The sequence below is a fragment of the Janthinobacterium lyxosi genome, from assembly GCF_051380665.1.
GTDB lineage: Bacteria > Pseudomonadota > Gammaproteobacteria > Burkholderiales > Burkholderiaceae_D > Janthinobacterium.
Genome location: NZ_JBNYXM010000026.1, coordinates 1 through 23,735, shown reverse-complemented (window position 1 = coordinate 23,735; position 23,735 = coordinate 1). Strand labels below are relative to the sequence as shown.

Sequence of the window (23,735 nt, the reverse complement as noted above, 5' to 3'; positions counted from 1 at the left end):
GCGGCATCATCATCGCAAGTGGCGTGTGGTTTCAGCATGCTGTGCAGAGAGCCCCAAAACTTGTCAATGTCAGTAAAGCAGGAACCGCTATTTTACATCCAGTCGCCCTCGACACTGCGCCCGCTTGGCGAGGGATGCCAGGGTTAGCGCGTGGCGAATGACCAGCTGTGCGTGACGTCGGCGCCATTGACTTTGCCGATGAAACTCACGTCATAGCTGGTGTTCGCCGTCAAGGCCGCCAGCGGAATGATGGACGCGGCCGATACCGGCGTGTGTGCATCGTTGCCGCTCGTGAGCAGGCGCACCGTCAAGTCCGTGCCGGCACCGCGCTGGCGCACGCTGAACGCCGTCACGCTGACGGTGGCGCCGTAGTTGGCATGCACGCTGATCGGGTAGCCGACCACGTCCTGGTTCGGCACGGGATCGGGTGATTCGTTATCGCTGGAAAAACTGACGGCCACCTTCTGCTGCCCACCAAAGGGATAGGTGACGATCTGTCCCGCCGCCAGCCCGGGGCCATAATTGCGGTTGCCGGCCAGGTCGGTGGTGAAATACGCATAGCCGGCGCCGCTGACGGCCGCGCCCGCGCCACCTTCCTTGAAGAGCGGCTCGAAAATGACGAAGCGGTGATAGATGGCCGTGACCAGCTCTTCGGCCAGGTAAAAGCCGGACGTGTTGCTCGCGCCGGCGATGACTTCGCCCTGCAGCGACGTGACGACGTAGCCGGCCCTGGCCAGGCGGTCGCCCAGTTTGGCGCCGGTAAAGCCGGGCTTGCCCAGCACTTGTTCGTGCGCCACCGTACTGTTGAGATTCAAGTAGTTGGAATGGCCCAGGGCCGCGCTGTCGATCAAGCCATTGCGTACCATTGGCGACAGGCCGATCTGGCTGCGCCGGTAGTTGAACCAGTTGAAACCATCGGTGGCAATATTGTTGCTGAGGACGGGAGCGCCCGGCTCCTGTGTCAGCTGCCCGGCCGGGGTCGATGTGCTCAGCGACGTCTTGTTGCCGCTATCGCCGCCGCCACAGGCGCTCAGCAGTGCCGCGCTCAGCATGGCGGGTATCCAGTGTTTCCAACGCAGTGACGAGACAGTCAAGTTGACTCCTGTATAGGTAGGCGGACAGAGGTGGGGGCCGGTGTGCTGCCCTGTGAAACGATTCTAAGGCATTTTGATCTGTCGTAGAGCATCCATGAAAAGATATGTCGCGTGCTCGTGCGGAGGCGGTGCCACGGCTGCGCAGGGTAGAATGAGCATAGCGCAGCGTTTGCCGCTGCATTGCCTCATTCCAGCTACTTTGATTGCCCACAAATTTGAACACATTGCCCAAGTCGCGCCTGCAGCGCGCCAAGTACGCCTTGCCCAGCATGGTGACTTTGCTGTCGATAGCCTGCGGTTTTGCCAGTATCGTCATTTCCGTCGATAACGCCGCGGTGGGCGACGCGGATGCCTATCGCCTGGCCGCGGCGCTGCTGGTGCTGGCCGGGGTGTTTGATGCGCTCGACGGCTATGTGGCCCGGCTGACGAACACCAGTTCGCAGTTCGGCGTGCAGCTCGATTCCATTGCCGACGTGATGAATTTCGGCTGCGCCCCGGCCGTCTTGTTGTACTGCTACGGCTTTGTGCAGATGGGCGTGCACGATCCGCTGCTGCTGCGCTTTGGCGGCATGGCCAGTTTTTTCTTTGTCGCTTGCGGCGCCATGCGCCTGGCGCGCTTCAATGTGAATGTGGGGCATACCGACCCGCTGTATTTTGTCGGCATGCCGATCACGGCCGGTGCCGCCTGCGTGGCGGCCGTGGTGGTGGCGTGGCCGGCGCCCATCGATTCCATGCTGCACAGCTATCTGCTGATGCTGCTGCTGGTGGGCGTGGGCAGCCTGATGGTGTCGACCTTGCGTTTCCCCAGCTCCAAGCAAAAGAAAAGCCTGGCCGCGCTGCTGGTGGTGATCGTTGCCATCGCCCTGCTGGTGTGGCTGAAGACCAGCTTCTTCGCGCTGTTCTTCGCCGTCTACATCGCCGCCACCCTGGCGCTGAACCTGGCCTGGTACCTGGGCTGGCGGGGCATTGCCTTGCCGCAGGTATTTAACGATCCGGACGAGATTGACTAACTTTTAAGCTACCTCGTGCCCGCGCGCGGCGCGCAGGATGGCGAACCAGTCACTGCGGCTGAGCGTGAATTGCGTGCCTTCCACGGCCACGCCCACGGCCTCGATGCGGCCCGTGCCCGTCAGCGGCAAGGGACGGCAAGGCAGTTGCATGATCCAGGCAAACACCACGCTGGCAAACGGGCGCTGCAGCTGGTCGGCGATCTGCTTGATGACATTGCGCAAGTTCTCCACATTCGCATCGCCGCCCTGGAACAGCCTGCCGCCGGCCAGCGGCGACCAGATCATCGGCGCCACCCCCATATCCTGCAAGCCGTCGAAGGTTTCGTCGAACAGGGGCGTCACGTGCAGCGGTGAAAACTCCACCTGGTTTGTTGTCAGCGGGAAACGCCGGTGCAGGCACTCGAACTGGTGGCGGCTGAAATTCGATACGCCAAAGTGCAGCACCTTGCCCGCTTGTTGTAACTGGGTGAACGCGCCGGCGATCTCGTCGAAATCCATCAACGGATCGGGACGGTGGATCAGCAGCAAGTCCAGGCGGTCCGTGTGCAGCTGGCGCAAGGTATGTTCCACGGAACTGGTGATGTGCGCCGCACTCGTGTCGTAGTGCTGGATGGCATGGCCGGGACGGTGGGGCGACAGCAGCTTGATGCCGCATTTGCTGACCAGCTCCATCTTGTCGCGCAAGCCCGGTTGCAGGGCCAGCGCTTCGCCAAACAGGCCTTCGGCGCTGTAGTCGCCATAGATATCGGCATGGTCGAAACTCGATACGCCCAACGCCAGGCATTGCTCGATGAAGGCCAGGCGCTGCTGCGCCGACATATTCCACTCGCCGATGCGCCACATGCCGGCGACGATGCGCGACAGTTCGGGGCCGTTGCTGCTTAAACGGCTGCGTGGCGCTTGCAGGCTGGTGGGAAATACATGGCTCATGGGCTGGCTTTCTGGTGGTGGCGAAGAAGGTTACGCCACGATTATATCCAGTGCTACAGCATGCTGCGGATAAAGCGGCAGCAACGCTCCTGCAAGGCATCGTCGAGCTGACCGCCCAGTTGCATCTGGTACACCAGCGCCGACTGCAGCATGAAGGCGAACAGGCGCAGGTCGAGATCGGCGCGCACGCCGATCTCGACCAGGCGCTGCACCACCAGGGTGATCCACGGCGCGACGATTTGCTCGCGAAAGCGCAGCTGCGCCGCCGCATCGTTGTGGATCAGCACCAATAAATCGCAGGTAAAGCGGCCATCGGCGTTCAAGTTGTCGAAGATGCGCGCGCAGATCGCCTCGATTTCCTGGCCATCCGGCATGTCGAGCGCGCGCTGCAGCTTTTCCGCCGTGCGCTTGACGAGCGCGTCGAGCAGCATGTCTTCGCGCCGCGGCCAGCGCCGGTATATCGTCTGGCGCCCCACGCCGGCAGCGTCGGCCACCATCTGTATCGTTACCGCTTCCAGCCCATGTTGCCTGACCAGCATGACGATCGCTTCGAGCACCGCATCTTCCACGCCCGCCTTGCGCGGACGTCCACGCGGCGCTGCTGCATTTTTAATCACGTTGAGCCTGTCTCTGAATGTTTTTTTTAATTATGGTACGATGCGCACCGTAAATGCAAAGCAACTGCTTGTCAATCATCTTGGTCAATTAACCGACAGGTGGATGCGCGGCGCCGCGATACTCCAGTCATCTCTACGTGAAATCTGCAATCTCAGCGGCGCGTACCCGCATTTTCTTTCTGACTCCCACATCCATCACTGTGGCGGCTCGTGCCGCCTGAGGAAAACCTATGAAAATCATCGGGATTTCGCCCCATCGGCGTAACTTCCTGCGCAAGGCCGTCGGCGCAGCGCCTGCCGTGGCCTTGCTGGCCGGTGCCGGCGGCGGCCTGGCCATGGCCGTCTCCAAGGACCAGCCTGCCTATACACCGCGCTTCTTCGATGCCATCGAATGGGCCACCCTGAGCGCACTGGTTGACCGTTTGATTCCCGCCGACGGCGAAGGGCCGGGCGCACTGGAGTCTGGCGTGCATGAATTCATCGACTCGCAGATGAACACGCCTTATGCGTATGGCGCGCTGTGGTACATGCAGGGGCCGTTCGTGCCCTCGATCGAACAGTTCGGCTACCAGTTCCACATGGCGCCGCGCGAGCTGTACCAGAGCGCCCTGGCCGGCGTGAATACGGCCGTCAACAAGCAGTCCGGCAAGCCTTTCGTGCAGCTGAACGGGGCCGAGCGCGACGTCGTCATCACGCAATTGCAAAAGGGCACCCTGGACATCGGCGCAGTGCCGTCGAAAATCTTCTTCAACCAGTTGCTGCAAAACACACGCGAAGGATACTTTTGCGACCCCGTGCACGGCGGTAACAAGGACATGCTGGCCTGGAAGATGGTGGGTTTCCCCGGCGCCCGCGCCGACTACATGGATTGGGTGGAACAGTACGGGAAAAAATACCCCCTTCCTCCCGTGTCGATTGCCTGAGCCTGTAACCGCAATGTTGTTGTACCAGATCAAAGAAAAAGAAAAACCATCATGAGTGATATCAAACCAGATTTGAAAATGAAACCTGTCGATGCCGTGATTGTCGGCTTCGGCTGGACCGGCGCCATCATGGCCAAGGAATTGACGGAAGCGGGCCTGAACGTGGTCGCGCTGGAACGCGGCGAGTACCGCGACACCTATCCCGACGGCGCCTATCCGAAGACCCTCGACGAGCTGACCTACATCCAGCGCAGCAAGCTGTTCCAGGATATGTCGAAGAGCACGTTTACCTTCCGCCACAGCATCACCGGCGTGGCCGTGCCGTACCGCCAGATCGGCGCGTTCAAACCCGGCACGGGCGTGGGCGGCGCAGGCTTGCACTGGTCGGGTATGCACTGGCGCGTCTTGCCGGAAGAGTTGCAAATCCGCAGCCACTACGAACGTCGCTATGGCAAAAAATTCATTCCCGAAGGCATGACGATCCAGGACTTTGGCGTGACCTACGCCGAGCTGGAGCCGCACTTCGATTTCGTCGAGAAAGTCTTCGGCACCTCGGGCCAGGCGTATAAAGTCAATGGCATCGTCGTCGGCGACGGCAATGTGTTCGAGGGCGACCGCTCCGACAATTACGCGCTGGCGCCGCAAAAAGTGCCGTACACGGCTGAACTGTTCCGCCGCGCGGCCAAGGCCGTCGGCTACCACCCGTTTGTCAATGCCTCGTCGAACGCCTCCGGGCCGTACACGAACCCGTACGGCTGCCAGATGGGCCCGTGCAACTTCTGCGGTTTCTGCTCCGGCTACGCCTGCTACAACTATTCCAAGGCTTCGCCCAACGTCAACATCATGCCGGCCCTGCGCATGGTCTCTAATTTTGAATTGCGCGCCAATTGCAACGTTGTGCGCATCAATCTCGACGGCAGCAAAGGTGGCAAAGCGCGCGCAACCGGCGTGACGTATATCAATGCGGACGGCAAGGCCGTCGAGCAACCGGCCGACCTGGTCATCGCCAGCGCCTTTGCCTACAACAATGCGCATCTGTTCCTGCTGTCGGGCATAGGCAAGCCATACGATCCCGTCAGCAATGAAGGCGTGGTGGGACGCAATATCGCCTACCAGATGATGTCCACCATCCAGACTTTCTTCAAGGAAGACACGAACACCAATCCCTTCATCGGCGCCGGCGGCACCGGTGTCGCGCTCGATGACTGGAATGGCGACAATTTCGACCATGGCCCGCTGGGCTTCGTGGGCGGTTCGCCCGCCTGGTGCAACCCGGCCGGCTCCAAGCCCATCTCCGGTATCGCCACGCCGGATGGCACGCCCGCCTGGGGTTCGGCCTGGAAAAAGGCCGTCAAGAAGAGCTACCTGAACACGGTCTCGTTCGATTGTCATGGCGCCAACATGACTTACCGCGATTGCTATGTCGACCTCGACCCGACCTACACGGACAAGTATGGCCAGCAATTGCTGCGCTTTACCTTCGACTGGAAGGAAAACGATATCAAGATGAGCCGTTTCGTCACTGACAAGATGATGAAGGTGGCCGAAGCCATGAATCCGGAAGCGATCAAGGTCTCCGTCAAGAGCGTGGGCGACCACCTCGACTTGCGCAACTACCAGACCACCCACTGGGCGGGCGGCACGGCCATGGGCGCGGACCGCAAGACCAGCGTCGTCAACCGCTACCTGCAGAGCTGGGACGTGCACAACGTGTTTGCCGTCGGCTCCAGCGTGTTCCCGGTCGGCATCGGCTACAACCCGACGGGCCTCGCTTGCGCGCTGACCTACTGGTCGGCCAAGGCCATCCGCGAGCAATACCTGAAAGATCCCCGTCCCCTGGTCGCTTGATAAAGAACAAGAAGATGAACAACACACTCACCACCACCGTGGGCGCGCTGTTGCTGGCGCTCGCTTCCGGCACCGCCCTGTCTGCCACCACCACCCCGAACGCCCAGCTGATACGCCAGGGCGAATACCTGGCCCGCGCGGGCGACTGCATCGCCTGCCATACGGCCGGCACCAAGGGCCAGCCGTTCGCCGGCGGCCTGGGCATGGAAACGCCGATCGGCAAGGTGTATTCCACCAATATCACGCCCGACAAGAAGGCCGGTATCGGCGACTGGAGTTTTGCCGATTTCGACAAGCTGATGCGCACTGGCGTGACGAAACACGGCTACACCGTGTATCCCGCCATGCCCTACCCGTCATATTCGCGCCTGAGCGAGGCGGACATGCAAGCCCTGTACGCCTACTTCATGCATGGCGTGAAAGCGGACCCGACGCCAAACAAGGCGGCCGACATTCCGTGGCCATTGTCGATGCGTTTCCCCTTGACCATCTGGCGCTGGGCCTTTGCCCCCACGCCGCAGCCCTACAAGGCGCCAGTTACCGGCGACGCGCAATTGCTGCGCGGTGCCTATCTGGTGCAGGGCCTGGGCCACTGCGGCGCCTGCCACACGGCGCGCGGCGTGGGCATGCAGGAAAAATCGCTGACGGACGCGGGCAACACCACCTTCCTGGCGGGTGGCGGCGTGATCGACGGCTGGTCCGTGCCCTCCTTGCGCAATGAACATGGCGGCGGTCTGGCGCGCTGGAGCGCGGCCGAGATCGCTGAATTCCTGAAGACGGGCCGCAACAGCCATACGGCCTCGTTCGGCGCCATGAACGACGTGGTGGCCCATTCCATGCAGCATATGATGGATGGCGACCTGGCGGCGATGGCGAAATACCTGAAGTCCTTGCCGCCATCGAATCCGGCCACCCCGGCATTCGTGGCCGATGACAAGCTGGGCAAGCAATTGTTCAGCGGCGTCGTCAATTCCAAGGGCGCGCAGTTGTACCTGGACCGCTGCGCCGGTTGCCACCGTTCCGACGGCAAGGGCTACGACAAGGCCTTCCCTGCACTGGCGGGCAATGCCGTGCTGCAGACGAATGATCCCACGTCGGCCATCAACATCGTGCTGTCGGGCGGCGCCGTGCCGGCCACGCGCACGGCGCCATCGGCGCTGACGATGGCGCCGTATGCCGACATCTTCAATGATGAGCAGACTGCGCAAGTGGTGACCTTCATCCAGACCAGCTGGGGCAACCGCGGTACACCGGTGACGGCGGCGCAGGTGGCCAAGGTGCGCAAGGTGGCTGTGCCGGTGGAAGCGTCGCAGACGGAAGCGACGTTTGCGGCAGGCCGCCACGGCACCTTCCCGCCCGTGGCGCGCAAGCCGCACCTGAAGGATGCGCCGCTGAAGTAATTTGATGTAGCGCAAGACGAAAAAAATGCCCGCAGAGATTGCGGGCATTTTTTATTGGGAACCGCTAACTGCTTATTTCATCCACAGGCGCATCGAATCCCAGGCGCGGCCGAAGATCGTGGCCTGGTTGATGGTTTCCAGTGCCACGACAGGCAGTTCCAGCAGGACCTTGTCGTCAACCATCATTTTCAGCTTGCCGACAGGGGCGTTTTCAGCCAGTGGCGCGACCAGCGGGTCCTTGCGTTCCAGCACCGGTTTCATCTTGGCAGCCGTGCCTTTGGGTACGGTGACGAGCACATCGCGGGCGAAGCCGATTTTCACGGTGCCTTTCGAGCCTTTCCACACTTCCGGCGTGGCCACGGCCTGGCCTTTCGAGTACAGCTTGACCGTATCGAAGTTCTGGAAGCCCCAGTTCAGCAGCTTCTGGCTTTCCTGCGTACGCGCCTGGTCGGACGTGGTGCCCAGCACCACGGAGATCAAGCGGCGCTCGCCGGTGCCGCCTGGACGGCGGGCCGAAGCGATCATGCAATAGCCGGCTGCTTCCGTGTGGCCCGTCTTCATGCCGTCCACGGTCGGGTCCAGCCACAGCAGGCGGTTGCGGTTAGGCTGGGTAATCTTGTTGTACGTGAAACTTTTGATCGAATCGATTTTGTAGAATTCCGGATAATCGGCGATCACGCGCTTGGCCAGCACGGACAGGTCTTGCGCTGTGGAATAGTTATCCGGGCTAGGCAAGCCATGCGGATTGGCAAAGCGTGTATTTTTCAAGCCCATGCGTTGCGCTTCGCGGTTCATCAGCACGACGAAGGTGCCTTCATCGCCGGCAACGGCTTCAGCCAGCGCCACGGCGGCGTCGTTACCCGATTGAATCATCAGGCCATGCAGCAAGTCGTCGATCGACACGGGGGTGGCCGGGTCGATGAACATCTTCGAGCTGCTCGAATCGACTTTCCAGGCGCGTACGGAGACGTTCACTTTTTGGTCCAGTGCCAGTTTCTTTTCGCGGATGGCGGCAAACGTCAGGTAGGCCGTCATGATCTTGGTCAACGATGCCGGCTCGATGCGCGCGTCCGGATCTTGCGAAGCAATAATTTGGCCACTGGTGGCGTCAAGCAGCAGCCAGGACTTGGCGGCGATGGTCGGGGCTGGAACGCTCTGGGCGTAGGCGGCGGAAAAGAAAAATACACTGGAGGCCAGTGCCGCTAAAAGTTTTTTCATGGAGGCTGGTCTGCGAAAAAGATGAAGGCTGGGGGCCATGTTGTTGCTACTGACATGGCCGCGTGGAAAAAACGGATCAATTATAGCTGTGGAGACGGTAGTAAGCCCACACTTCAATGATCATCTGCTGCGATGGCGGGCTTGTCACCATGCCACAGCGCAATCACGAGGTTCTTGATGTGATTGAGCTTGCGGTGGAAAAAGTGGTCGGCGCCGGGGATCACGATTACGGGAATGTCTTGTGGACGGGCCCAGTCGAAGACGGCGGACAGGGGAATCGTGTCGTCCAGTTCGCCGTGGATCAAAATGGTGTCGGCCGGAATGTCGGCCATGGCCCACTTGCCGGCCGCACTGCCGATCAGCGCCAGGCGCTCGACGGGCGTGCCGGCGGCGGCCAGGCGTTCCTGCAGTTTCGATTGCACGAAGGTGCCGAACGAGAAACCGGACAAGGCCACGGGCAAGCCCGGGTACAGGCTGCGCATGTGTTGATACAGCAAATGCATGTCGTCCGTCTCGCCCGCGCCATGGTCATGCACGCCTTCCGAGGCGCCCACGCCGCGGAAGTTGATGCGCGCCACCACGTAACCGAGGGCGACAAACGCGCGCGCCAGGGTTTGCGTGACCTTGTTATCCATCGTGCCGCCATACAGCGGATGCGGATGGGCGACGAGGGCGATGCCGCGCGGGGTGTCTGCCGGGAAATCGAGCAAGCCTTCCATGCTTCCTGCATGGCCGGCGAGGGTAAATTTTTCCGAGTTTCTGTTCATGATGCTCATACTGGTGGCGTAGGCTTAAATTAGGATTAAATATGGGGCTTAGATTTTGAGGCGTTCGACAATCTTGCCGCCCACCAGGTGCGTATCGATGATTTCATCGATATCGCTGGTGTCGACATAGGTGTACCAGGTCGCTTCCGGGTAGATGACCAGCAGCGGGCCTTCTTCGCAGCGGTCCATGCAGCCGGCCTGGTTGATGCGGATCTTGCCCGCGCCATTCATGTCGAGTTCCTTGATGCGGCGTTTGCAATGCTTTTGCGCCGCTTCCGCGCCATGGTCGCCGCAGCTGTTGCGGCCGTCTTCACGTTTATTCATGCAGAAAAAAACGTGGCGTTCAAAATACGGTGCGTCGCTCATACTGTTCTCCTGCTGATTCATCAATACGCCATGATAGCGCTTATGGGTGGTCTTCGCGACGCTGGCGCTGCGCATCGTCCTGCCGGTTCAGGCGGTGCGAGGGAAGGCACAGGAACCACAGGGCCATGAAAGGCCAGAGCAGGGCGAGGAATTGCGCCGCGCCATTAAAGTTGAGAAACTTGCCTTGTACCCAGCCTTGCAAGGTCGACATGAAATACGGGTTGATCGGTGTCGTATTCACCATCACCAGGCTCAGCAGCAAGGTGGCGGCCGCGATGCGGCGCTGCGCCACATGGGGCGCGAACGCCAGGCCGCCCAGCATGATCAGGCCGATCAAGAAACCGCCCTGGGCACCCGGCGTGATCCAGACGAAGGCGTTCTCGGGCGAAAACAGCAGCGCGCTGGCCATCGAGCGTACGATCAAGGCGGCGGCGATGAGGATCAGCATCAGCACGGCGCGCGGTGCCGCGCGGCGCAGCAGGCACAGCAAGGTGAGCACGGCGCCCGTCATGCCGCAAGCTGTGATGATGGTTTCTGATAGCCAATATTGCTCGACGGTTAATATCACATCGGGACGCAGATACGTGGCCAGGTCGATCTCCATGCCCGTTAGCTGCGACAGCCAGTCCGAGAGGATGGGCAGCAGCTGGCCCAGGCCGAACAGATAGCCTTGCGGATAGATCTGCGCCAGCGGCCACAAGGCCACCAGCACCAGGCCCTGGCTGGCGTGCTGGGCAAACCAGCGCTGGCGCAAGCGGTACAGATTGCTATGGTCAAGCAGCTTGCGTGCCGTCAAGGCACCGATGATGGAACCGATAAAGCAGCCGGCCGCATTCGTATAAAAATCGAGATTCGACGACACGCGGCTGGGCAAATAGGTTTGCACGGCTTCCATGCTGCCGGAAATCAACATGCCGCACAGGCTGGCGACGATGACGGCAAAGAAACCCGTGATCCTTGGAAACAGCGAATACACGATCAGCGCGCCCAGCGGGATGTAGCCGACGATGTTGATGCCCACGTCAAAGCCCGTCCAGTAACGGGGCATGCGCGTGTTTTCCAGGAAAGTCAGCGGCGACAAGCCATTGCTGTGCCAGCCCGTAAACGGAAACCAGCTGGCGTAGACGATCAGGAAGACGTAGGCGAGCAGGGTCGCGCGCGACACGGGCGACGAGCGTACGGGCGGCAGTGGCGCTGGCGGGCTGGCAGGGGCTGCGGGGTCGGTCATCGTGCTGCGGTCACTCTTTCGGCAGGTTCAGCGTGCCCAGCCAGACCAGCAGGTCGGTGGCGATGGCGTCCGATGCTGCCGCCAGCGCCTGCGCGCCGCCTTGCGCATCGGCGCTGCCGGCCGGGCCGCTGCGGCTGAAGGTTTTCTGGTCGATCAGGCGGTGGCCACGGAACAGCGAGGCGCGCAGCGACACATGGCCGCTGCTGTGCGTTTGCGTATCGAAGTTTTGCGAAAAATCATCGACGTCAATGCGCAGCAGGGGAATGCCGGCGGCCGCGTCCGTAGTCGACAGCACTTTCACGCCGCTTTGCGCCACGCGGGTTTTCAGGCGCTGGCTCAACAGTTGCAGCGGCGGCGTGTTCCAGCGGTTGTAGGCGTACGGACGCGATTGCTGTGCATCGGCGTACAGCAGCCGGTAATACATGCGCTGGCTGTCCAGCCACGAAGGGCCGTTGGCGTCGGCGATCACCAGCACGGGCACGGGCGGCGTGCTCGCCGGCACGGTCGCCATCGGCGCCACCGGGCCGAAATCATAAAAAGTGGGGACGGGGCCGCGGCTGGCGCAGCCGCCCAGCAGGAAAGCGCCGGCCAGGATGAGTGCGGTGAGATTGCGAGGGAGTTGCATGCTGTGTTCTCCTTATTTGCCCGGCGCCGAAAAACCGGGCTCGCCCGGACCGGGCGGGATGTCTGGGGCGCCGAACAAGATGCTCTGCGGCTGTTCATTGAGCGTGCTCATGGTGGTTTTCAGGGCGCGCATCGAGGAGCGCGCTTCGCCGCTCAGCTCGATTACCTGCGGCAGCACTTCCAGTGATACGCCATTGGCCACCGTTTCCACCGAATTGCCGACCCGGTCGACCGTGCCATTGACTTTGTCGAGCACGCCGCCGGGTGCCTGGATATCGTTGCCCAGCTTTTTCCAGGTGGCCGTCAAGTCCGACACGTTCTTGCTGGCCGTACTGACGGCCGTCAAGGTTTGGCGTGTTTGTTCCGTCAGCTGCGGCAATTGCGTCAGGGTCGGCTCCAGTTGCTGCGGAATGGCGCCAAAGGCCTTGGCTGCCTTGCCCACTTCATTGAAGGCGCCCAGCATGGCCGCCTGGTTGTCGGGGCTGAGCAGGTTGTTGACCTTGTTGGTGATCTGCTCGGCCTGGTCGAGGATGCGCTTGCCGCGCTTTTCCAGCTGGTCGAGCAAGCCGGCGCGCAGGGGAATCAGCGAAGGCTTGTTCTTGCTGGTGCCCAATAATGTGGAACCCACCTGTTCATCGTCGAGCTGGATGTAGGCGATGCCCGTCACGCCCTGGTAGCCCAGGGTGGCAAAGGTGGTGTTGGTGACGGGCGTGTCGGGCGCGACGCTGATGTGCACGAGGATTTGCCCCGCCTTTTGTGTGTCGAAATCGATGGCGTCGACCTTGCCCACTTCCAGGCCCCGGTAGCGCACGGTTGCCTGCGGGTTCAGGCCCGGCACGGACAGGGTGGTGGCGAGCAAATAAGGGACGCGCTCCACGCGGTCGCGGTTGAACCAGACGCCGAACAAAATGGCGGCCACCAGCAGGGTGAGTGTAAAAAATCCCGTCATCAGGGCATGTGATCTGTTTTCCATTACTTCTCCGCTTTCTTGTCTGTGCCGGCGTCAGCGCCTGGCTGCGCAGCCTTGTCCGCCGCCGCCTGTTTTTCATCGAGGACGGCCAGCGCGCGCTGGCCGCGGTCACCGAGGAAAAATTGCTTGATGAACGGGTGGTCCACTTCGATCACCTCGCGCGTGGGGCCGATGGCGATCACGTGTTTTTCCGCCAGCACGGCGATGCGCGTGGACAGGGCGAACAGGGTGTCGAGGTCATGCGTGACCATTACCACCGTCAAGCCCAGCTCGCGGTGCAGCGACTGGATCAAAGAGACAAAACTTTCCGACAGGTCCGGGTCCAGGCCCGCCGTCGGTTCGTCGAGGAACAGCAGCTTCGGTTCCAGCGCCAGGGCGCGCGCCAGCGCCACACGCTTGATCATGCCGCCCGACAAGTCCGATGGCATTTTCAGCGCATGTTCCGGGCCCAGGCCCACCATATTCATCTTTAATAATACCGCGTCGCGTATTAATGCTTCGGGCAGCACGCGCAATTCGCGCATCGGCTGGGCCACATTGTCGAACACGGTCAGCGCCGAATACAGGGCGCCTTGCTGGAACAGCATGCCCCAGTGGTTGCGCAACTGCTGCAACTGGTCGGAACTTGCCTGGTTGATATCTTCGCCGAAGACTTTGACGCAACCGCGTGCCGGATGTTCCAGGCCCAGCATCTGGCGCAGCAGCACCGTCTTGCCCGTGCCGGAGCCGCCCACGATGGAGAGGATTTCACCGCGTTCGATTTCCAGGTTCAAGTCCTGGTGCACGACGGTGCGGCCGAACTTGGTCCACAAGTTGGTGATTTCCACCACGGGTGCGCTGCCATGCAGGTTGAACCGGCCCTCCTTGCCCTCGCTCACCTTGCAAACGTTATCGTTGTCCGCCATCAATATCCCACTCCATTGAAGACGATGGCGAACACGGCGTCGGCCAGGATCACCACGGTAATGGCCGTGACGACGGCGGTGGTGGTGCCGTGCCCCAGGCTTTCCGTATTGGCCTTGATGCGCAGGCCGAAGTGGCAGGAGACAAGGGCGATCAGCATGCCGAAGATGACGCCCTTGCCCAGGCCGATCATGTAGTTGGCCAGCGGCACGGCGTCCGGCAGCTTCTGGATGAAGTAGCGCGCCGACAGATTCAGTTCCACCTTGGCCGCCACCATGCCGCCGATCAGCGCGGCCGTATCCGTCCAGATGACGAGCAGGGGCATGGAAATGGCCAGGGCCAGCACTTTCGGCATGATCAGGCGGAAACCGTGCGAAATGCCCATCACCAGCATGGCGTCGAGCTCTTCTGTAACGCGCATGACGCCCAGCTGCGCCGTGATGGACGAGCCCGAGCGGCCGGCCACGAGGATGGCCGCCAACAAGGGCCCCAGTTCGCGGATGACGCTCATGCCCAGCAGGTTGACCAGATAAATGTCGCCGCCAAAGGCGCGCAGCTGCTGCGCCGACAGGTAGGACAGCACGACGCCGATCAAAAAGCCGACGAGCGCCGTGATGCCCAGCGCCTGGAAGCCCGCATGGAAAATATTGGCGGAAATTTCACGCCACGGTCCGCGCATGGGATGGCGCGCAAAGCGGCCGATATCCTGCGTCACCTGGCCCACGAGGGCAATAAAACCCTTCAAGTGTTCGAAGAACAGCAAAATGGTCATGCCCAGTTTCATCACGGGCGTGAGGCGGTTGGCGCGCGAGGGTGGCGTTTCCAGGGGACCCGTCTCTTCGATGCGCCGGAAAAACTCTTCCTGCGACGGCGCCAGGGTCAGCTGCGCAGGACGCTGTTTGCCCCAGGCATTCCAGAACAGCTGGGCGCCGATATGGTCCATGCTGTCGATCTGTGACAGGTCCCAGCTGGCATTCGCGTCGCCCTGCAAGGGCTGGAGCTGGGCGTCGATGGCCTTGATCGCATTGTCATGCGCGAGGGCGTGCACCTGCCAGGTGCCGCTGGCAGTGACAAGCGCTCCCTGTTGGGAGTTGGTCTGGGAGAGGGTCAGTTTCGGCGATTGTACAGTCGGCATCGTGCCAGTTTAAGGGAGAATGGCGCAGACCGCCACCGCTGTTCAATCGCCGGGCTGTCAGGACGCCAGGTGGCGCGCCTGCCGCTGTGGCAGGGCGACGTCCGGGCGCACCTTGGCGCTGCTAGTACTCACTTCGCCTGGCTTGGACTGTGCGGCCGCCTGCGCGCCGCCCGCATAGTCGCTGGCCAACAGGGCATGGGCCTCGACCGCGCTCATGCCGCGCGTCTGCAGCCATTGCGCCACCAGCTTGGCCAGGCGTTCCATGGCGATGCGGTGCGTGGCGTCCGTATGGGCGTACAGCCAGTTCGAAAAGTCCATGAAGTTTTCGAACGGCGTGTCGCCCAGCATCCATTGCACCGTATTGGCAAAGCGGCCCGAGTTGGCGACCAGGTCCCAGTAGCGGGCGAAGCGCACCAGGCGCTGCATGCTCATGAAATCGAGGTGTTTATTCGCCAGGATAGTGTAGGGCGGGTGCGGATCGAACACCATGCCATAGTTTTCCGTATGGCGGATGATGGGCGTGCCGCGCAGCCGTTTCAAGATGCCGAACTGGATTTCATGCGGTTTCAAGGCCACCAGCTTGTTGAAACCGGCCGCGAAGCTCGCTTCATCCTCGCCCGGCAAGCCGGCGATCAAGTCCACGTGCAGGTGGGCATTGGATTCTTCGCACAGCCAGCGGATGTTATCGGCCGCCTTTTGATTGTCCTGCTTGCGGCTGACCAGCGATTGCACGTCCGGATTGAAACTCTGGATGCCGATCTCGAACTGCAGTGCACCGGGCGGGAACTTGCTGATGCCTTCTTTCAAGACATCGGGCAGGTGGTCGGGCACCAGCTCGAAGTGGGCATAGATGGGATCGTCCGGATTGGCTTCGATCTTGTCCAGAAAGAACTGCATGATCTTCAAACTGGTCTTGATGTTCAGGTTGAAGGTGCGGTCGACGAACTTGAACAGGCGGGCACCCCGCGCATGCAAAGACTCCATCTCGGCCAGGAAGTTCTCCAGGGCGAAGGGCCAGGCCGTCTTGTCCAGTGCCGACAGGCAGAATTCACATTTGAACGGACAGCCGCGCGACGCTTCCACGTAAATCGTGCGGTGGCGGATATCGTCGTCTGTATACAAGGAGTAGGGCAGCTGCAGTTCCGCCAGCGGCGCTTGCACGCCCGCGTGGATCTTCATCAGCGGTTTCGGCCCGTTGAGGATCTCGCCGCACAGCTTGGGGAAGGTGACGTCGCCCCAGCCCGTGATCAGGTAATCGGCCAGCTTGACGATTTCCTGCTCGCCCGCCTCGTGCGACACTTCCGGCCCACCCAGCACGATGATGACTTCGGGCGCCACGCGCTTGAGCATGGCGACCAGTTTCGTTGTTTCTTCGACGTTCCATATATACACGCCAAAACCGATGATGCGCGGCTTGTTCGTCAGGATGCGTTCGACCAGTTCCGTCGTCTTGGTGCCGATGACGAATTCCTGCAGCCGCGTTTGTGCCTGCAGCGGCCCCATATTGGCCAGCAAATAGCGCAAGCCCAGCGAGGCGTGAGTGTAGCGGGCGTTCAGGGTGGAGAGCAGGATGGTCATGGGAGGCGATTGAAACGGCGAAACCGCTATTTTACGCTGTCCCGTCACTGGTGCGTTGCGGCCACAAATGCCATGTCACCATTTGTTAATAATTACTAACTTGTCAATGCTACGGCAGGGTAAAGGGATACAAGGTGCTGGCGAAAAAAGTACAAGATAAAAAAGTGCTTAATAAAAAAGTCCTGGTCGGGGCACTTGCCGGGGTGGCGGTGGTGGCCGCTGCGCTGGTCGGCTACCGGGTCTTCGGCTGGGGCGTGATGGGGCCGGTCAACAGCCTGAAGCTGGATTTATCCCGGCCTGACGCGCTGGTCCGCACGAAAAGCCTGTCGACCTTGCCGCGCGACCTGCTGACGGTGCCGCTGGCGCGCGACGTGCTGCGCGAGGATTTCCTGTTCTATTACGAGCAAAGCGAAGACAGGCTGGGGCTCAAGGGCAGCTTGCGCCGCATCGCCTACGAACATGCGCTGGGATGGGGCGACCAGCTGCTGCGCATGGTGCTGGACCAGCCGGCGGAAGTGGCCCTGTGGCGCGACGCAGACGGCTCGCTCAAGCATTTCGCCATCGCCGTGTCGCGCAACCAGTTGACGCGCCTGCTCGAAGAAGCGGGCAAGATCGCCTTGAAGGATACGCAAATGTGCATCGCAGGCAGCGGCTGGTGCGCCGCTGAGCTTGACCGTGCTCAATCCGAACGGCACGCCGCTGCTGACGCAAACGTTGCAGCTGTCCGGCGACACGGGCGCCGACACGCGCTTCCGCCTGCCCGCGGAAGCCACCGCCGGTGGCTATGAGCTGCGCTTCAGCTACAAGGACGGTGTGTATGGCGCGGCCTTCCGCGTGGCCGAATACGTCAAGCCGCACTTTGAAATCAACGTCCAGCCATCGAAACCGGAATTCAAGACGGGCGAGGCGGTCAAGGGCAGCATCGCGCTGCGCTACCCGGACGGCAAACCGGTGAAAAACGCGAAGATGACACTGTCGCTGCGCAGCCAGAAAAACACCATGGTCGAGGGTGAGCTGCGTTACAGCGGCCTGTTCCCGGTGTCGCTGAAAACCGAAGAAGTGGTCAGCGACGGCAGCGGCAATGTGGACTTCACCTTGCCGCCCGCCGCCGATCCCTCGCGCTACATCTTGACCGTGCTGGCGACCGATGGCGCGGCCTACCGCGTCAAAACGACGCGCGAGCTGATGATAGAACGCTCCAGCAGCAGCTACCAGTTGAAGGCCACGCGCCAGTTTTCCGATCCGGGCCAGGCCGTGCATTTCGACCTGGTGGCCGATGGCCAGGGCGCGGCGCGACCCGTGCGCTGGGAGATGGTGCAGCTGGAAAAGCAGAGCAAGACCGAGGGCGCGTTCGACCCAGTTGCCAAGGGCTGGGACGTGACATTCCCGGCCTCCGGCTCATATCAGCTGGCGCTGCGCGACGAACGCGGCAACCTGCTGGCCGCCGCCAGCCACTGGGTCTCCGGCGATGGCGTGCAGACGACGCCGGGCAGCATCGAGATCGTGCTGGATCGCGCCCGCTATCGTCCGGGCGACATCGCCGAGGCGCTGATTACCTTTTCCGACAAGGTCGACCAGGCGCTGTTGACGCTTGAGCGTGACAAGGTGGAGCAATATGGCCTGATGGCCGGCGCCGCTGATTGGTACCAGGCGCAGCGCGTGGCGCCGCGGCAGTGGCGCGTGCGCATTCCCGTCAAGGAGGAGCACGGCCCGAACATGACGTTCTCGGTGGCGTACACGCGCAATGGCGACTTCGTGTTCGAGAACGCCGGCTTGCAAGTGATCGAGCCGCGCATCGCGCTGCAGTTCAAGATGGATAAGGAGGTCTACCAGCCCGGCGAGAAGGTGACCCTGGACGTCAAGGCCTCCCTGGACGGCAAGCCATTGAGCACCATGGTGGTGCTGGGCGTGGTCGATGAAATGATTTATGTGCTGCAGCCGGAAATCGCGCCGGACATCGGCGACTTCTTCTACCATCCGCGCCGCAACAACGTGCGCACCACGGCCAGCCTGTCCTTCATCAGCTACGACATGGCGCAGGGGCGCACTGCCGGTGCGCCCGCGCGCCACAATTACAACGAGCGTGGCGTCAAGGTGCTGGAGCGCCCGCGCCGCGACAATATCGACACCGCCTACTGGGCGCCGTCGCTGAAAACCGACGCGAATGGCAATGCGCGGGTGAGCTTCAGCATGCCCGATGCGCTGACACGCTGGCGCATCACGGGCCGTGCGATGGATAGCCAAGGTCGCGTGGGCCAGCGCACTGCCTATCTGCGGTCGGACAAGAACTACTATGCCAAGTGGACCGCGCCGGACTGGATGCGTGCCGGCGATGCGCCGCGTGCCTCGGTGGCCGTGTTCAACCAGACGGGCAAGGAGCAGGCGCTCGACGTTGTCCTCTCCGGTGGGGCGCAGCCGAAGACGGAAAAACTGTCCGCCAAGCCGGGCGTGAACTATGTCGAATTCCCGCTCGTTCCAGGGGCCGGACCGCTGCGCCTGGAAGTAAAACAGAACGGCAAGCTGGTCGACGCGCTCGACACGGCCATGCAAACCTTGCCCGCCGCCTGGAGCAGTCCGCGCACGCTGGTGCTGCCGCTTGATGGTGCTACTAGTGCGATGGGTGACCTAGCGCTCAAGTTGCCGGCGGACGCGCGCAATATCCGCGTCTCGTTCGCGCAGGGCGCGGCCAGCCAGTTCGCGCGCATCGCCGACGACCTGATCGACTATCCGTATGGCTGCGTGGAGCAGACGGCGAGCCGCTTGATTCCGCTCGCGCTGGCCACGCAAAGCCTGGGGCCGGACGCCGGCGCGGCAAGTGCACGCCTGCAAACGCTGCTGACGGCGCAGCGCCTGCGTCTGGTCTCCATGGCTGGTCCCAACGCCGTCTTCGCCTGGTGGGGCAACGCCACGGCCGGCAATGCCTTGATGACAGCCTACGCCTATTACGCCGACTGGTACGCGGCGCGCGCGCTGCACATCGAGCTGCCGCCCGAGCACTGGAACAAGCTGCTGGCCGTCTACAGCGAACATGGCTTGAAGGACGCGATGGGCGACCGCGCGCTGGTGCTGTGGATGGCGCGCGAAATGGGCTTGCCTACGCAGACGCTGGCTGCCGGCCTGGTGGATGACAGCGCGATCGCCATCCTGGGCGGCAAGCCGCGCCAGGCGGGCGACAGCGGCAGCCTGCTGCCGGGCGGAGCCCTTGATCGCGAAGCGCAAGCGATGTCGTTGGGCCTGGTGGCGCTGGTCGCCAGCCAGAATGGCATCGCCTTGCCGCATTCACTGCAGCTGCAAGTGGCCAGCGCTTGGCAAGTCTTGCGTGAGTCCAAGGCGCCGGTGGCGCAGGCCTTGCTGATGCTGGCTGGCGAAGTGCCGCCATCGCAGGCCGATGCGGTACTGGCCAGCGTGCGCGCCGAGATGCCGACGCTGGACCGCGCGATGACCTTGCTTTGGGTGCAAAAGAAGCTGGGCGGCGCATCGTTCGGCAAGGGACCGGCCGTGGCGCTGGACGGCGCCTGGCAAAAACGCGACAGCCGCAGCGGCCAGCCGCTCTGGCGCTGGACGGACGCCAAGAGTATTCCCGATAAATTGCGTCTCGCCGCATCGACTCCGGCACCGGCCGGCACGGTGGCCGTGGTGCAGTACGACAGCCATGCCGCCGAACCCCAGAACTTGCCGGTCACCGTTGAACGTCACATCTTGCGCATGAAGGCAGGCAAGGGCGGCTACACGACGGAACTGGTCAAGGCGGGCGAAACGCTCAGCACGGACGCGCTGTACCTCGATGAAATCACCCTGAAAGCGGCGCCGGGTGCGAAGCACCGTTTTGGTCTGCTGGAGGTGGCGCTGCCGCCCGGGGCCATGGTCGAATCGACCACCTGGGGCATGGTCATGGCGGGCGACAAGCCGGCCGCGCTGGAACGCGCGCGTCATACCGAGCGCCGCGACGGCTATGCCGTGCCAATCGAGCCTTTGGCCGGCGACGTGACCGTGCGTCATTTGCTGCGCTTTGCGCAGAAGGGCAGTTATGTGCTGCCGCCGGCGCGCTTTTACCGCATGTATCAGCCGGAGCAGACAGCGCTCGAGGGCGGCGGCAAGACTACGCGTGCGCTGAAGGTCGAGTGATGCGTGTGGCATTTCCTGCATTGATGGCGACCATGCTGTTGGCCGCGCCGTCGTGGGCGCAGTCATCGTCAAAATCGCTGGACGTGGCCTGGTGGCGCGACGGCAAGACCGAAGTGCGGCAGCTGCGCCAGGGCGGCGTGGCCCCGCCCCCGTTTGACGGCGCGCGGCAAGTGCCGCTGGCCAGCCTGTGGAAGCTGTTCGTGTATGTGTACGCGACCGATAACAAGGTGGCGATGCCGGACTACCGCTGCGGCGGCCGCGATCCGGAAGAAGTGTATTGCTGCGATGCGGGCCAGAGCATTGGCCACGACGCGGCGCTGGCGCAATCCTGCGGCCCATTTTTCTCGCCCAGGCGTCTGATGATCGCGCCGGCTTCATGGCGCCAGTACTGGACTGGCCGCCTGGGTAGTGCGCCTGCGGGCGACTTCGCCTGGCTGGCGGATCCCGCGCAGCTGGCGCCGGCGCGCATGGTGCGCCTGGACAGCCTGCTGCGCGCGCTGGACAGCATCCCGGCCGCCAGCCGCCAGGAAGCGGAAGCGGCCCTGTTGCGCGTGGTGCTGGATGGACGCGGTGGGCGCGGGGCCGGGACGGCGCGCTGGTTCGGCAGCCAGTTGCGCGTGAAGACGTATTCCTGGCACGAGCAGCGCCGGGCAGACGAACGTATCGGCGGCGCGGCCGGCTGGCTGGCCGACGGCACGCCGATCTGGTTTGGCGGCGCGGGCGGCAGCAGCAATGTCTTTGCACAGTGGGCGCCCAGGCTTGCCGCCAGCTTGCCGCCAGTGGGTGCGGCCGACGACGGTGGCTGCGTGGTGGTCGATTACTTCAAGCGCTATCCGATTCGCGCCGTGCGCGGCGAGCGTGGCGTGGCCGTGCCCGGGCCGCTGCATGGCCGCTACCATGTGCAGTTCGAGAGTGGCCAGAACCTCGCCTTGCGCAGCATCGGCGAGCTGATGTTGGTACAAGACAAGGGCGGCCGTCCGCAATTGCGCGGCCGCTTCGGCGTCAATGAATATGTGGCGCGGGTGCTCGATCGCGAAGCGAGTACTAATGAGCCGGAAGCGGCCAAGGCGCTGGCGATTGCCGCGCGCACGTATCTGCAGCAGAACGCGGTGAGCGTGGCGGGCTGCCAGCAGATCGCCGACAGCAGCGCGACCCAGCGCGTCAGTCCCAGTCCTGCCACGCCGGCGGCGCTGGCGATTGCGCGCTGGACCGACCAGCTGATCGTCGATGGCGTCACCGTGCGCTATCACAGCAACCAGCCGTCCGAGGGCACGATGGCGTGGAGCGAGGCGCTGCGCCAGGCCAAACAGGGCAAGCATTATGATGAATTGCTGGCGGCAGCCTATCCTGGCGGCGCGCTGAGCACCTTTGGCAATACCGGCGCGCGTTGCCGTCGCCTGGCGCAGAACGAGGACTGGCTGGCGCGGTCCGTGCCGCGCTGGCAGCGCGTGCTGCTGCGCGAGGCCGGCTACGAGGCGCCGCCGCAAGCGCCGCTGGTCTGTGCCTTATCGAGCGGCGCGCCGTATTCGGAGCAGTTGCGCAACCGCATCTTCATGCGCCCGCTGGCCACGCGCGAAGACCGCATCACCTTGGCCCATGAATATTTGCACCTTGGCCTGCGCCGCCATCCGCGCGGCCAGGACGAAGAATATGTCGAGCGGCTGGCCCGCCGGCTCGTCGACCTTAACCTGGAGGCCCTGTGAGTTTTTATATCCGTTGCTCGATTCCCCTGATGCTATTGCCACTCTGGGCGCAGGCCCAGGTCACCATCGATGCACCAAAGGGCGGCTGGCGTAATTCGGCTGGCGCGCGCGAGGACTATACGCAAGCAGTCAATTACCCCGCCGCGTCGGTCAACCTGCAGCCGGGCCAGGCCGAAACGGCGCAGATACGAGGACGTATCGCGGGCGCCGTCAAGGGCAAGCCCGCCACGCTGGTGGTCAATGGCGTGGTGATGCCGATGGAGGTGGGCGAGGACGGCAGCTACGGCCGCCCCTATGGATTCGCCAGCGGCGCGAACAGCGTGGAAGTGCGTTCTCCGGATGGCAGGAGCCGCGCGCGCACCCAGTTTGTCGACAGCTACCAGGGCAAGACGCAGGCGCGTTTGCGTATTGTGCTGTCGTGGGACAGCGCCGGCACCGATCTTGATCTGCATGTGGTCACGCCGGACGGTGGTCACGCCTGGTACGGCAATCGCGTATTGAAAGATGGTGGCGCGCTGGATGTGGACGTGACCACCGGCTATGGCCCGGAAATCTTTTCCAGCGCGGCGCCGCTGAAGGGCAACTATCACGCCTATGTCAATTACTACGGCAGCGGCGAGAACACCGCCATGCTGACCGTCGCCCGCATATCGATCATCACCAACGAAGGTACGCCGCGTGAAAAGCTGCAGAGCTTCCAGGTGCCGATGCGGGCCGCTGGCGAGCTGACCTTGGTAAAATCGTTTGTCTTGCCATAAATGGCCTGTAAATAGCCCTTGCAGGGCGTGCGGAGCAGGGCTATAATTCGCCCCCTCGCTGAACGATGCATGCAAATGCCGAGTAAAGCAGGGTGAAAAAGAAGGTTGACGAAATGCTGCAAACGCTTCATACTCTTCCTTCTTCGCAGCTGACAAACACAACGCTTTGTCGATAGCGCGAGAGCAGTACCGAATACAGTTCTTTAACAATTAACAGTCGATAAGTGTGGGCATTTGATGTAAGTGCAGCGTCAATTTTCGGATTGGCGTCTAACTTAAAATATCAAATGTTCACAAGAAATAATGAAATAGGATACTTCTTCGGAAGTAGCCTGTCAGTTTTTTGAGTGAGCAAACACCTCGCAATGCGAGGGGTTTGAACTAGTTAAATAGTTCGACCATGCCGGTAAAATGGCAAAGTAACAGAGATTAAACTGAAGAGTTTGATCCTGGCTCAGATTGAACGCTGGCGGCATGCCTTACACATGCAAGTCGAACGGCAGCACGGAGCTTGCTCTGGTGGCGAGTGGCGAACGGG

20 protein-coding genes and 1 rRNA gene are annotated in these 23,735 nt (G+C 62.3%); 9 read left to right on the top strand and 12 right to left on the bottom strand.

Annotation, left to right across the window (positions count from 1 at the left end):
- Positions 1-143: 143 nt before the first annotated feature.
- Entirely contained in the window at positions 144-1,094 is a 951-nt protein-coding gene (locus tag ACQ4WP_RS22365; protein WP_436524501.1) for a CAP domain-containing protein, read from the bottom strand.
- Between the two features lie 269 nt (positions 1,095-1,363).
- On the opposite strand from ACQ4WP_RS22365, the gene pssA reads away from it, so the two are divergent.
- Positions 1,364-2,104 (top strand): CDP-diacylglycerol--serine O-phosphatidyltransferase, encoded by a 741-nt coding sequence (pssA, locus tag ACQ4WP_RS22360; RefSeq protein WP_436524579.1) that lies wholly within the window; start codon positions 1,364-1,366, stop codon positions 2,102-2,104.
- Positions 2,105-2,107: 3 nt separating this feature from the next.
- Here the strand turns inward: pssA and ACQ4WP_RS22355 are convergent, their stop codons facing one another.
- Positions 2,108-3,034, bottom strand: a complete 927-nt coding sequence (locus ACQ4WP_RS22355; protein ID WP_436524499.1) for an aldo/keto reductase — start codon at positions 3,032-3,034, stop codon at positions 2,108-2,110.
- A gap of 53 nt (positions 3,035-3,087) precedes the next feature.
- On the bottom strand, positions 3,088-3,651 hold the full coding sequence (locus ACQ4WP_RS22350; RefSeq protein WP_436524497.1) for a TetR/AcrR family transcriptional regulator: 564 nt from the start codon (positions 3,649-3,651) through the stop codon (positions 3,088-3,090).
- A 230-nt stretch (positions 3,652-3,881) separates the two neighbouring features.
- On the opposite strand from ACQ4WP_RS22350, the gene ACQ4WP_RS22345 reads away from it, so the two are divergent.
- From ACQ4WP_RS22345 to ACQ4WP_RS22335, 3 genes are read left to right on the top strand one after another with little or no spacing between them, the layout of a single operon-like run.
- Complete coding sequence (locus tag ACQ4WP_RS22345; RefSeq protein ID WP_436524495.1) at positions 3,882-4,574, top strand: gluconate 2-dehydrogenase subunit 3 family protein; 693 nt, start codon at positions 3,882-3,884, stop codon at positions 4,572-4,574.
- 51 nt (positions 4,575-4,625) lie between these two features.
- A complete protein-coding gene (locus tag ACQ4WP_RS22340) occupies positions 4,626-6,422 on the top strand; it encodes a GMC family oxidoreductase (protein WP_436524493.1) in 1,797 nt (598 codons plus the stop codon).
- A 14-nt stretch (positions 6,423-6,436) separates the two neighbouring features.
- On the top strand, positions 6,437-7,822 hold the full coding sequence (locus ACQ4WP_RS22335) for a cytochrome c (protein ID WP_436524491.1): 1,386 nt from the start codon (positions 6,437-6,439) through the stop codon (positions 7,820-7,822).
- Between the two features lie 72 nt (positions 7,823-7,894).
- Here the strand turns inward: ACQ4WP_RS22335 and ACQ4WP_RS22330 are convergent, their stop codons facing one another.
- The 9 genes from ACQ4WP_RS22330 to ACQ4WP_RS22290 form a co-directional block, all read right to left on the bottom strand.
- Positions 7,895-9,040, bottom strand: a complete 1,146-nt coding sequence (locus ACQ4WP_RS22330) for a D-alanyl-D-alanine carboxypeptidase family protein (RefSeq protein WP_436524489.1) — start codon at positions 9,038-9,040, stop codon at positions 7,895-7,897.
- A gap of 113 nt (positions 9,041-9,153) precedes the next feature.
- A complete protein-coding gene (locus ACQ4WP_RS22325; RefSeq protein ID WP_436524487.1) occupies positions 9,154-9,807 on the bottom strand; it encodes an alpha/beta hydrolase in 654 nt (217 codons plus the stop codon).
- A 48-nt stretch (positions 9,808-9,855) separates the two neighbouring features.
- Positions 9,856-10,173 carry a (2Fe-2S) ferredoxin domain-containing protein gene (locus tag ACQ4WP_RS22320; protein WP_034781335.1) on the bottom strand — a complete coding sequence of 106 codons (318 nt, stop codon included), beginning with the start codon at positions 10,171-10,173 and terminating at the stop codon, positions 9,856-9,858.
- A gap of 40 nt (positions 10,174-10,213) precedes the next feature.
- Positions 10,214-11,401: a VanZ family protein gene (locus ACQ4WP_RS22315; protein WP_436524485.1), complete on the bottom strand. Its 1,188-nt coding sequence runs from the start codon at positions 11,399-11,401 to the stop codon at positions 10,214-10,216.
- A gap of 10 nt (positions 11,402-11,411) precedes the next feature.
- Positions 11,412-12,026, bottom strand: coding sequence for an ABC-type transport auxiliary lipoprotein family protein (locus tag ACQ4WP_RS22310; RefSeq protein WP_436524483.1), 615 nt, complete (start codon positions 12,024-12,026; stop codon positions 11,412-11,414).
- 12 nt (positions 12,027-12,038) lie between these two features.
- Positions 12,039-12,998: an MlaD family protein gene (locus ACQ4WP_RS22305; RefSeq protein ID WP_436524481.1), complete on the bottom strand. Its 960-nt coding sequence runs from the start codon at positions 12,996-12,998 to the stop codon at positions 12,039-12,041.
- Positions 12,998-13,900: an ABC transporter ATP-binding protein gene (locus tag ACQ4WP_RS22300; RefSeq protein ID WP_436524479.1), complete on the bottom strand. Its 903-nt coding sequence runs from the start codon at positions 13,898-13,900 to the stop codon at positions 12,998-13,000. Before ACQ4WP_RS22300 ends, ACQ4WP_RS22305 begins: the two co-directional genes overlap by 1 nt.
- Positions 13,900-15,033 carry an MlaE family ABC transporter permease gene (locus ACQ4WP_RS22295; RefSeq protein WP_436524477.1) on the bottom strand — a complete coding sequence of 378 codons (1,134 nt, stop codon included), beginning with the start codon at positions 15,031-15,033 and terminating at the stop codon, positions 13,900-13,902. The genes ACQ4WP_RS22300 and ACQ4WP_RS22295 overlap by 1 nt, the downstream gene beginning before the upstream one ends.
- A gap of 57 nt (positions 15,034-15,090) precedes the next feature.
- Positions 15,091-16,611 (bottom strand): B12-binding domain-containing radical SAM protein, encoded by a 1,521-nt coding sequence (locus ACQ4WP_RS22290; protein ID WP_436524475.1) that lies wholly within the window; start codon positions 16,609-16,611, stop codon positions 15,091-15,093.
- A 164-nt stretch (positions 16,612-16,775) separates the two neighbouring features.
- On the opposite strand from ACQ4WP_RS22290, the gene ACQ4WP_RS22285 reads away from it, so the two are divergent.
- The 5 genes from ACQ4WP_RS22285 to ACQ4WP_RS22265 form a co-directional block, all read left to right on the top strand.
- Positions 16,776-17,399, top strand: coding sequence for a DUF2138 family protein (locus ACQ4WP_RS22285; RefSeq protein ID WP_436524473.1), 624 nt, complete (start codon positions 16,776-16,778; stop codon positions 17,397-17,399).
- On the top strand, positions 17,287-20,736 hold the full coding sequence (locus tag ACQ4WP_RS22280; protein ID WP_436524577.1) for an alpha-2-macroglobulin family protein: 3,450 nt from the start codon (positions 17,287-17,289) through the stop codon (positions 20,734-20,736). Before ACQ4WP_RS22285 ends, ACQ4WP_RS22280 begins: the two co-directional genes overlap by 113 nt.
- Before the next feature lie 5 nt (positions 20,737-20,741).
- On the top strand, positions 20,742-22,439 hold the full coding sequence (locus tag ACQ4WP_RS22275; RefSeq protein ID WP_436524471.1) for a DUF2300 domain-containing protein: 1,698 nt from the start codon (positions 20,742-20,744) through the stop codon (positions 22,437-22,439).
- A 29-nt stretch (positions 22,440-22,468) separates the two neighbouring features.
- The gene (locus ACQ4WP_RS22270) at positions 22,469-23,197 is read left to right on the top strand and encodes a YfaP family protein (protein ID WP_436524469.1); all 729 of its coding nucleotides are present in this window, start codon (positions 22,469-22,471) and stop codon (positions 23,195-23,197) included.
- 431 nt (positions 23,198-23,628) lie between these two features.
- Positions 23,629-23,735, top strand: a 16S ribosomal RNA gene (locus ACQ4WP_RS22265); the annotation flags it as partial.

Excerpts from the sequence above, each read along its gene's own strand:
- pssA (WP_436524579.1), top strand. The coding sequence starts at position 1,364 with ATGGTGACTTTGCTGTCGATAGCCTGCGGTTTTGCCAGTATCGTCATT.
- ACQ4WP_RS22355 (WP_436524499.1), bottom strand. The coding sequence starts at position 3,034 with ATGAGCCATGTATTTCCCACCAGCCTGCAAGCGCCACGCAGCCGTTTA.
- ACQ4WP_RS22345 (WP_436524495.1), top strand. The coding sequence starts at position 3,882 with ATGAAAATCATCGGGATTTCGCCCCATCGGCGTAACTTCCTGCGCAAG.
- ACQ4WP_RS22340 (WP_436524493.1), top strand. The coding sequence starts at position 4,626 with ATGAGTGATATCAAACCAGATTTGAAAATGAAACCTGTCGATGCCGTG.
- ACQ4WP_RS22335 (WP_436524491.1), top strand. The coding sequence starts at position 6,437 with ATGAACAACACACTCACCACCACCGTGGGCGCGCTGTTGCTGGCGCTC.
- ACQ4WP_RS22330 (WP_436524489.1), bottom strand. The coding sequence starts at position 9,040 with ATGAAAAAACTTTTAGCGGCACTGGCCTCCAGTGTATTTTTCTTTTCC.
- ACQ4WP_RS22325 (WP_436524487.1), bottom strand. The coding sequence starts at position 9,807 with ATGAACAGAAACTCGGAAAAATTTACCCTCGCCGGCCATGCAGGAAGC.
- ACQ4WP_RS22320 (WP_034781335.1), bottom strand. The coding sequence starts at position 10,173 with ATGAGCGACGCACCGTATTTTGAACGCCACGTTTTTTTCTGCATGAAT.
- ACQ4WP_RS22315 (WP_436524485.1), bottom strand. The coding sequence starts at position 11,401 with ATGACCGACCCCGCAGCCCCTGCCAGCCCGCCAGCGCCACTGCCGCCC.
- ACQ4WP_RS22310 (WP_436524483.1), bottom strand. The coding sequence starts at position 12,026 with ATGCAACTCCCTCGCAATCTCACCGCACTCATCCTGGCCGGCGCTTTC.
- ACQ4WP_RS22305 (WP_436524481.1), bottom strand. The coding sequence starts at position 12,998 with ATGGAAAACAGATCACATGCCCTGATGACGGGATTTTTTACACTCACC.
- ACQ4WP_RS22300 (WP_436524479.1), bottom strand. The coding sequence starts at position 13,900 with ATGGCGGACAACGATAACGTTTGCAAGGTGAGCGAGGGCAAGGAGGGC.
- ACQ4WP_RS22295 (WP_436524477.1), bottom strand. The coding sequence starts at position 15,033 with ATGCCGACTGTACAATCGCCGAAACTGACCCTCTCCCAGACCAACTCC.
- ACQ4WP_RS22290 (WP_436524475.1), bottom strand. The coding sequence starts at position 16,611 with ATGACCATCCTGCTCTCCACCCTGAACGCCCGCTACACTCACGCCTCG.
- ACQ4WP_RS22270 (WP_436524469.1), top strand. The coding sequence starts at position 22,469 with ATGCTATTGCCACTCTGGGCGCAGGCCCAGGTCACCATCGATGCACCA.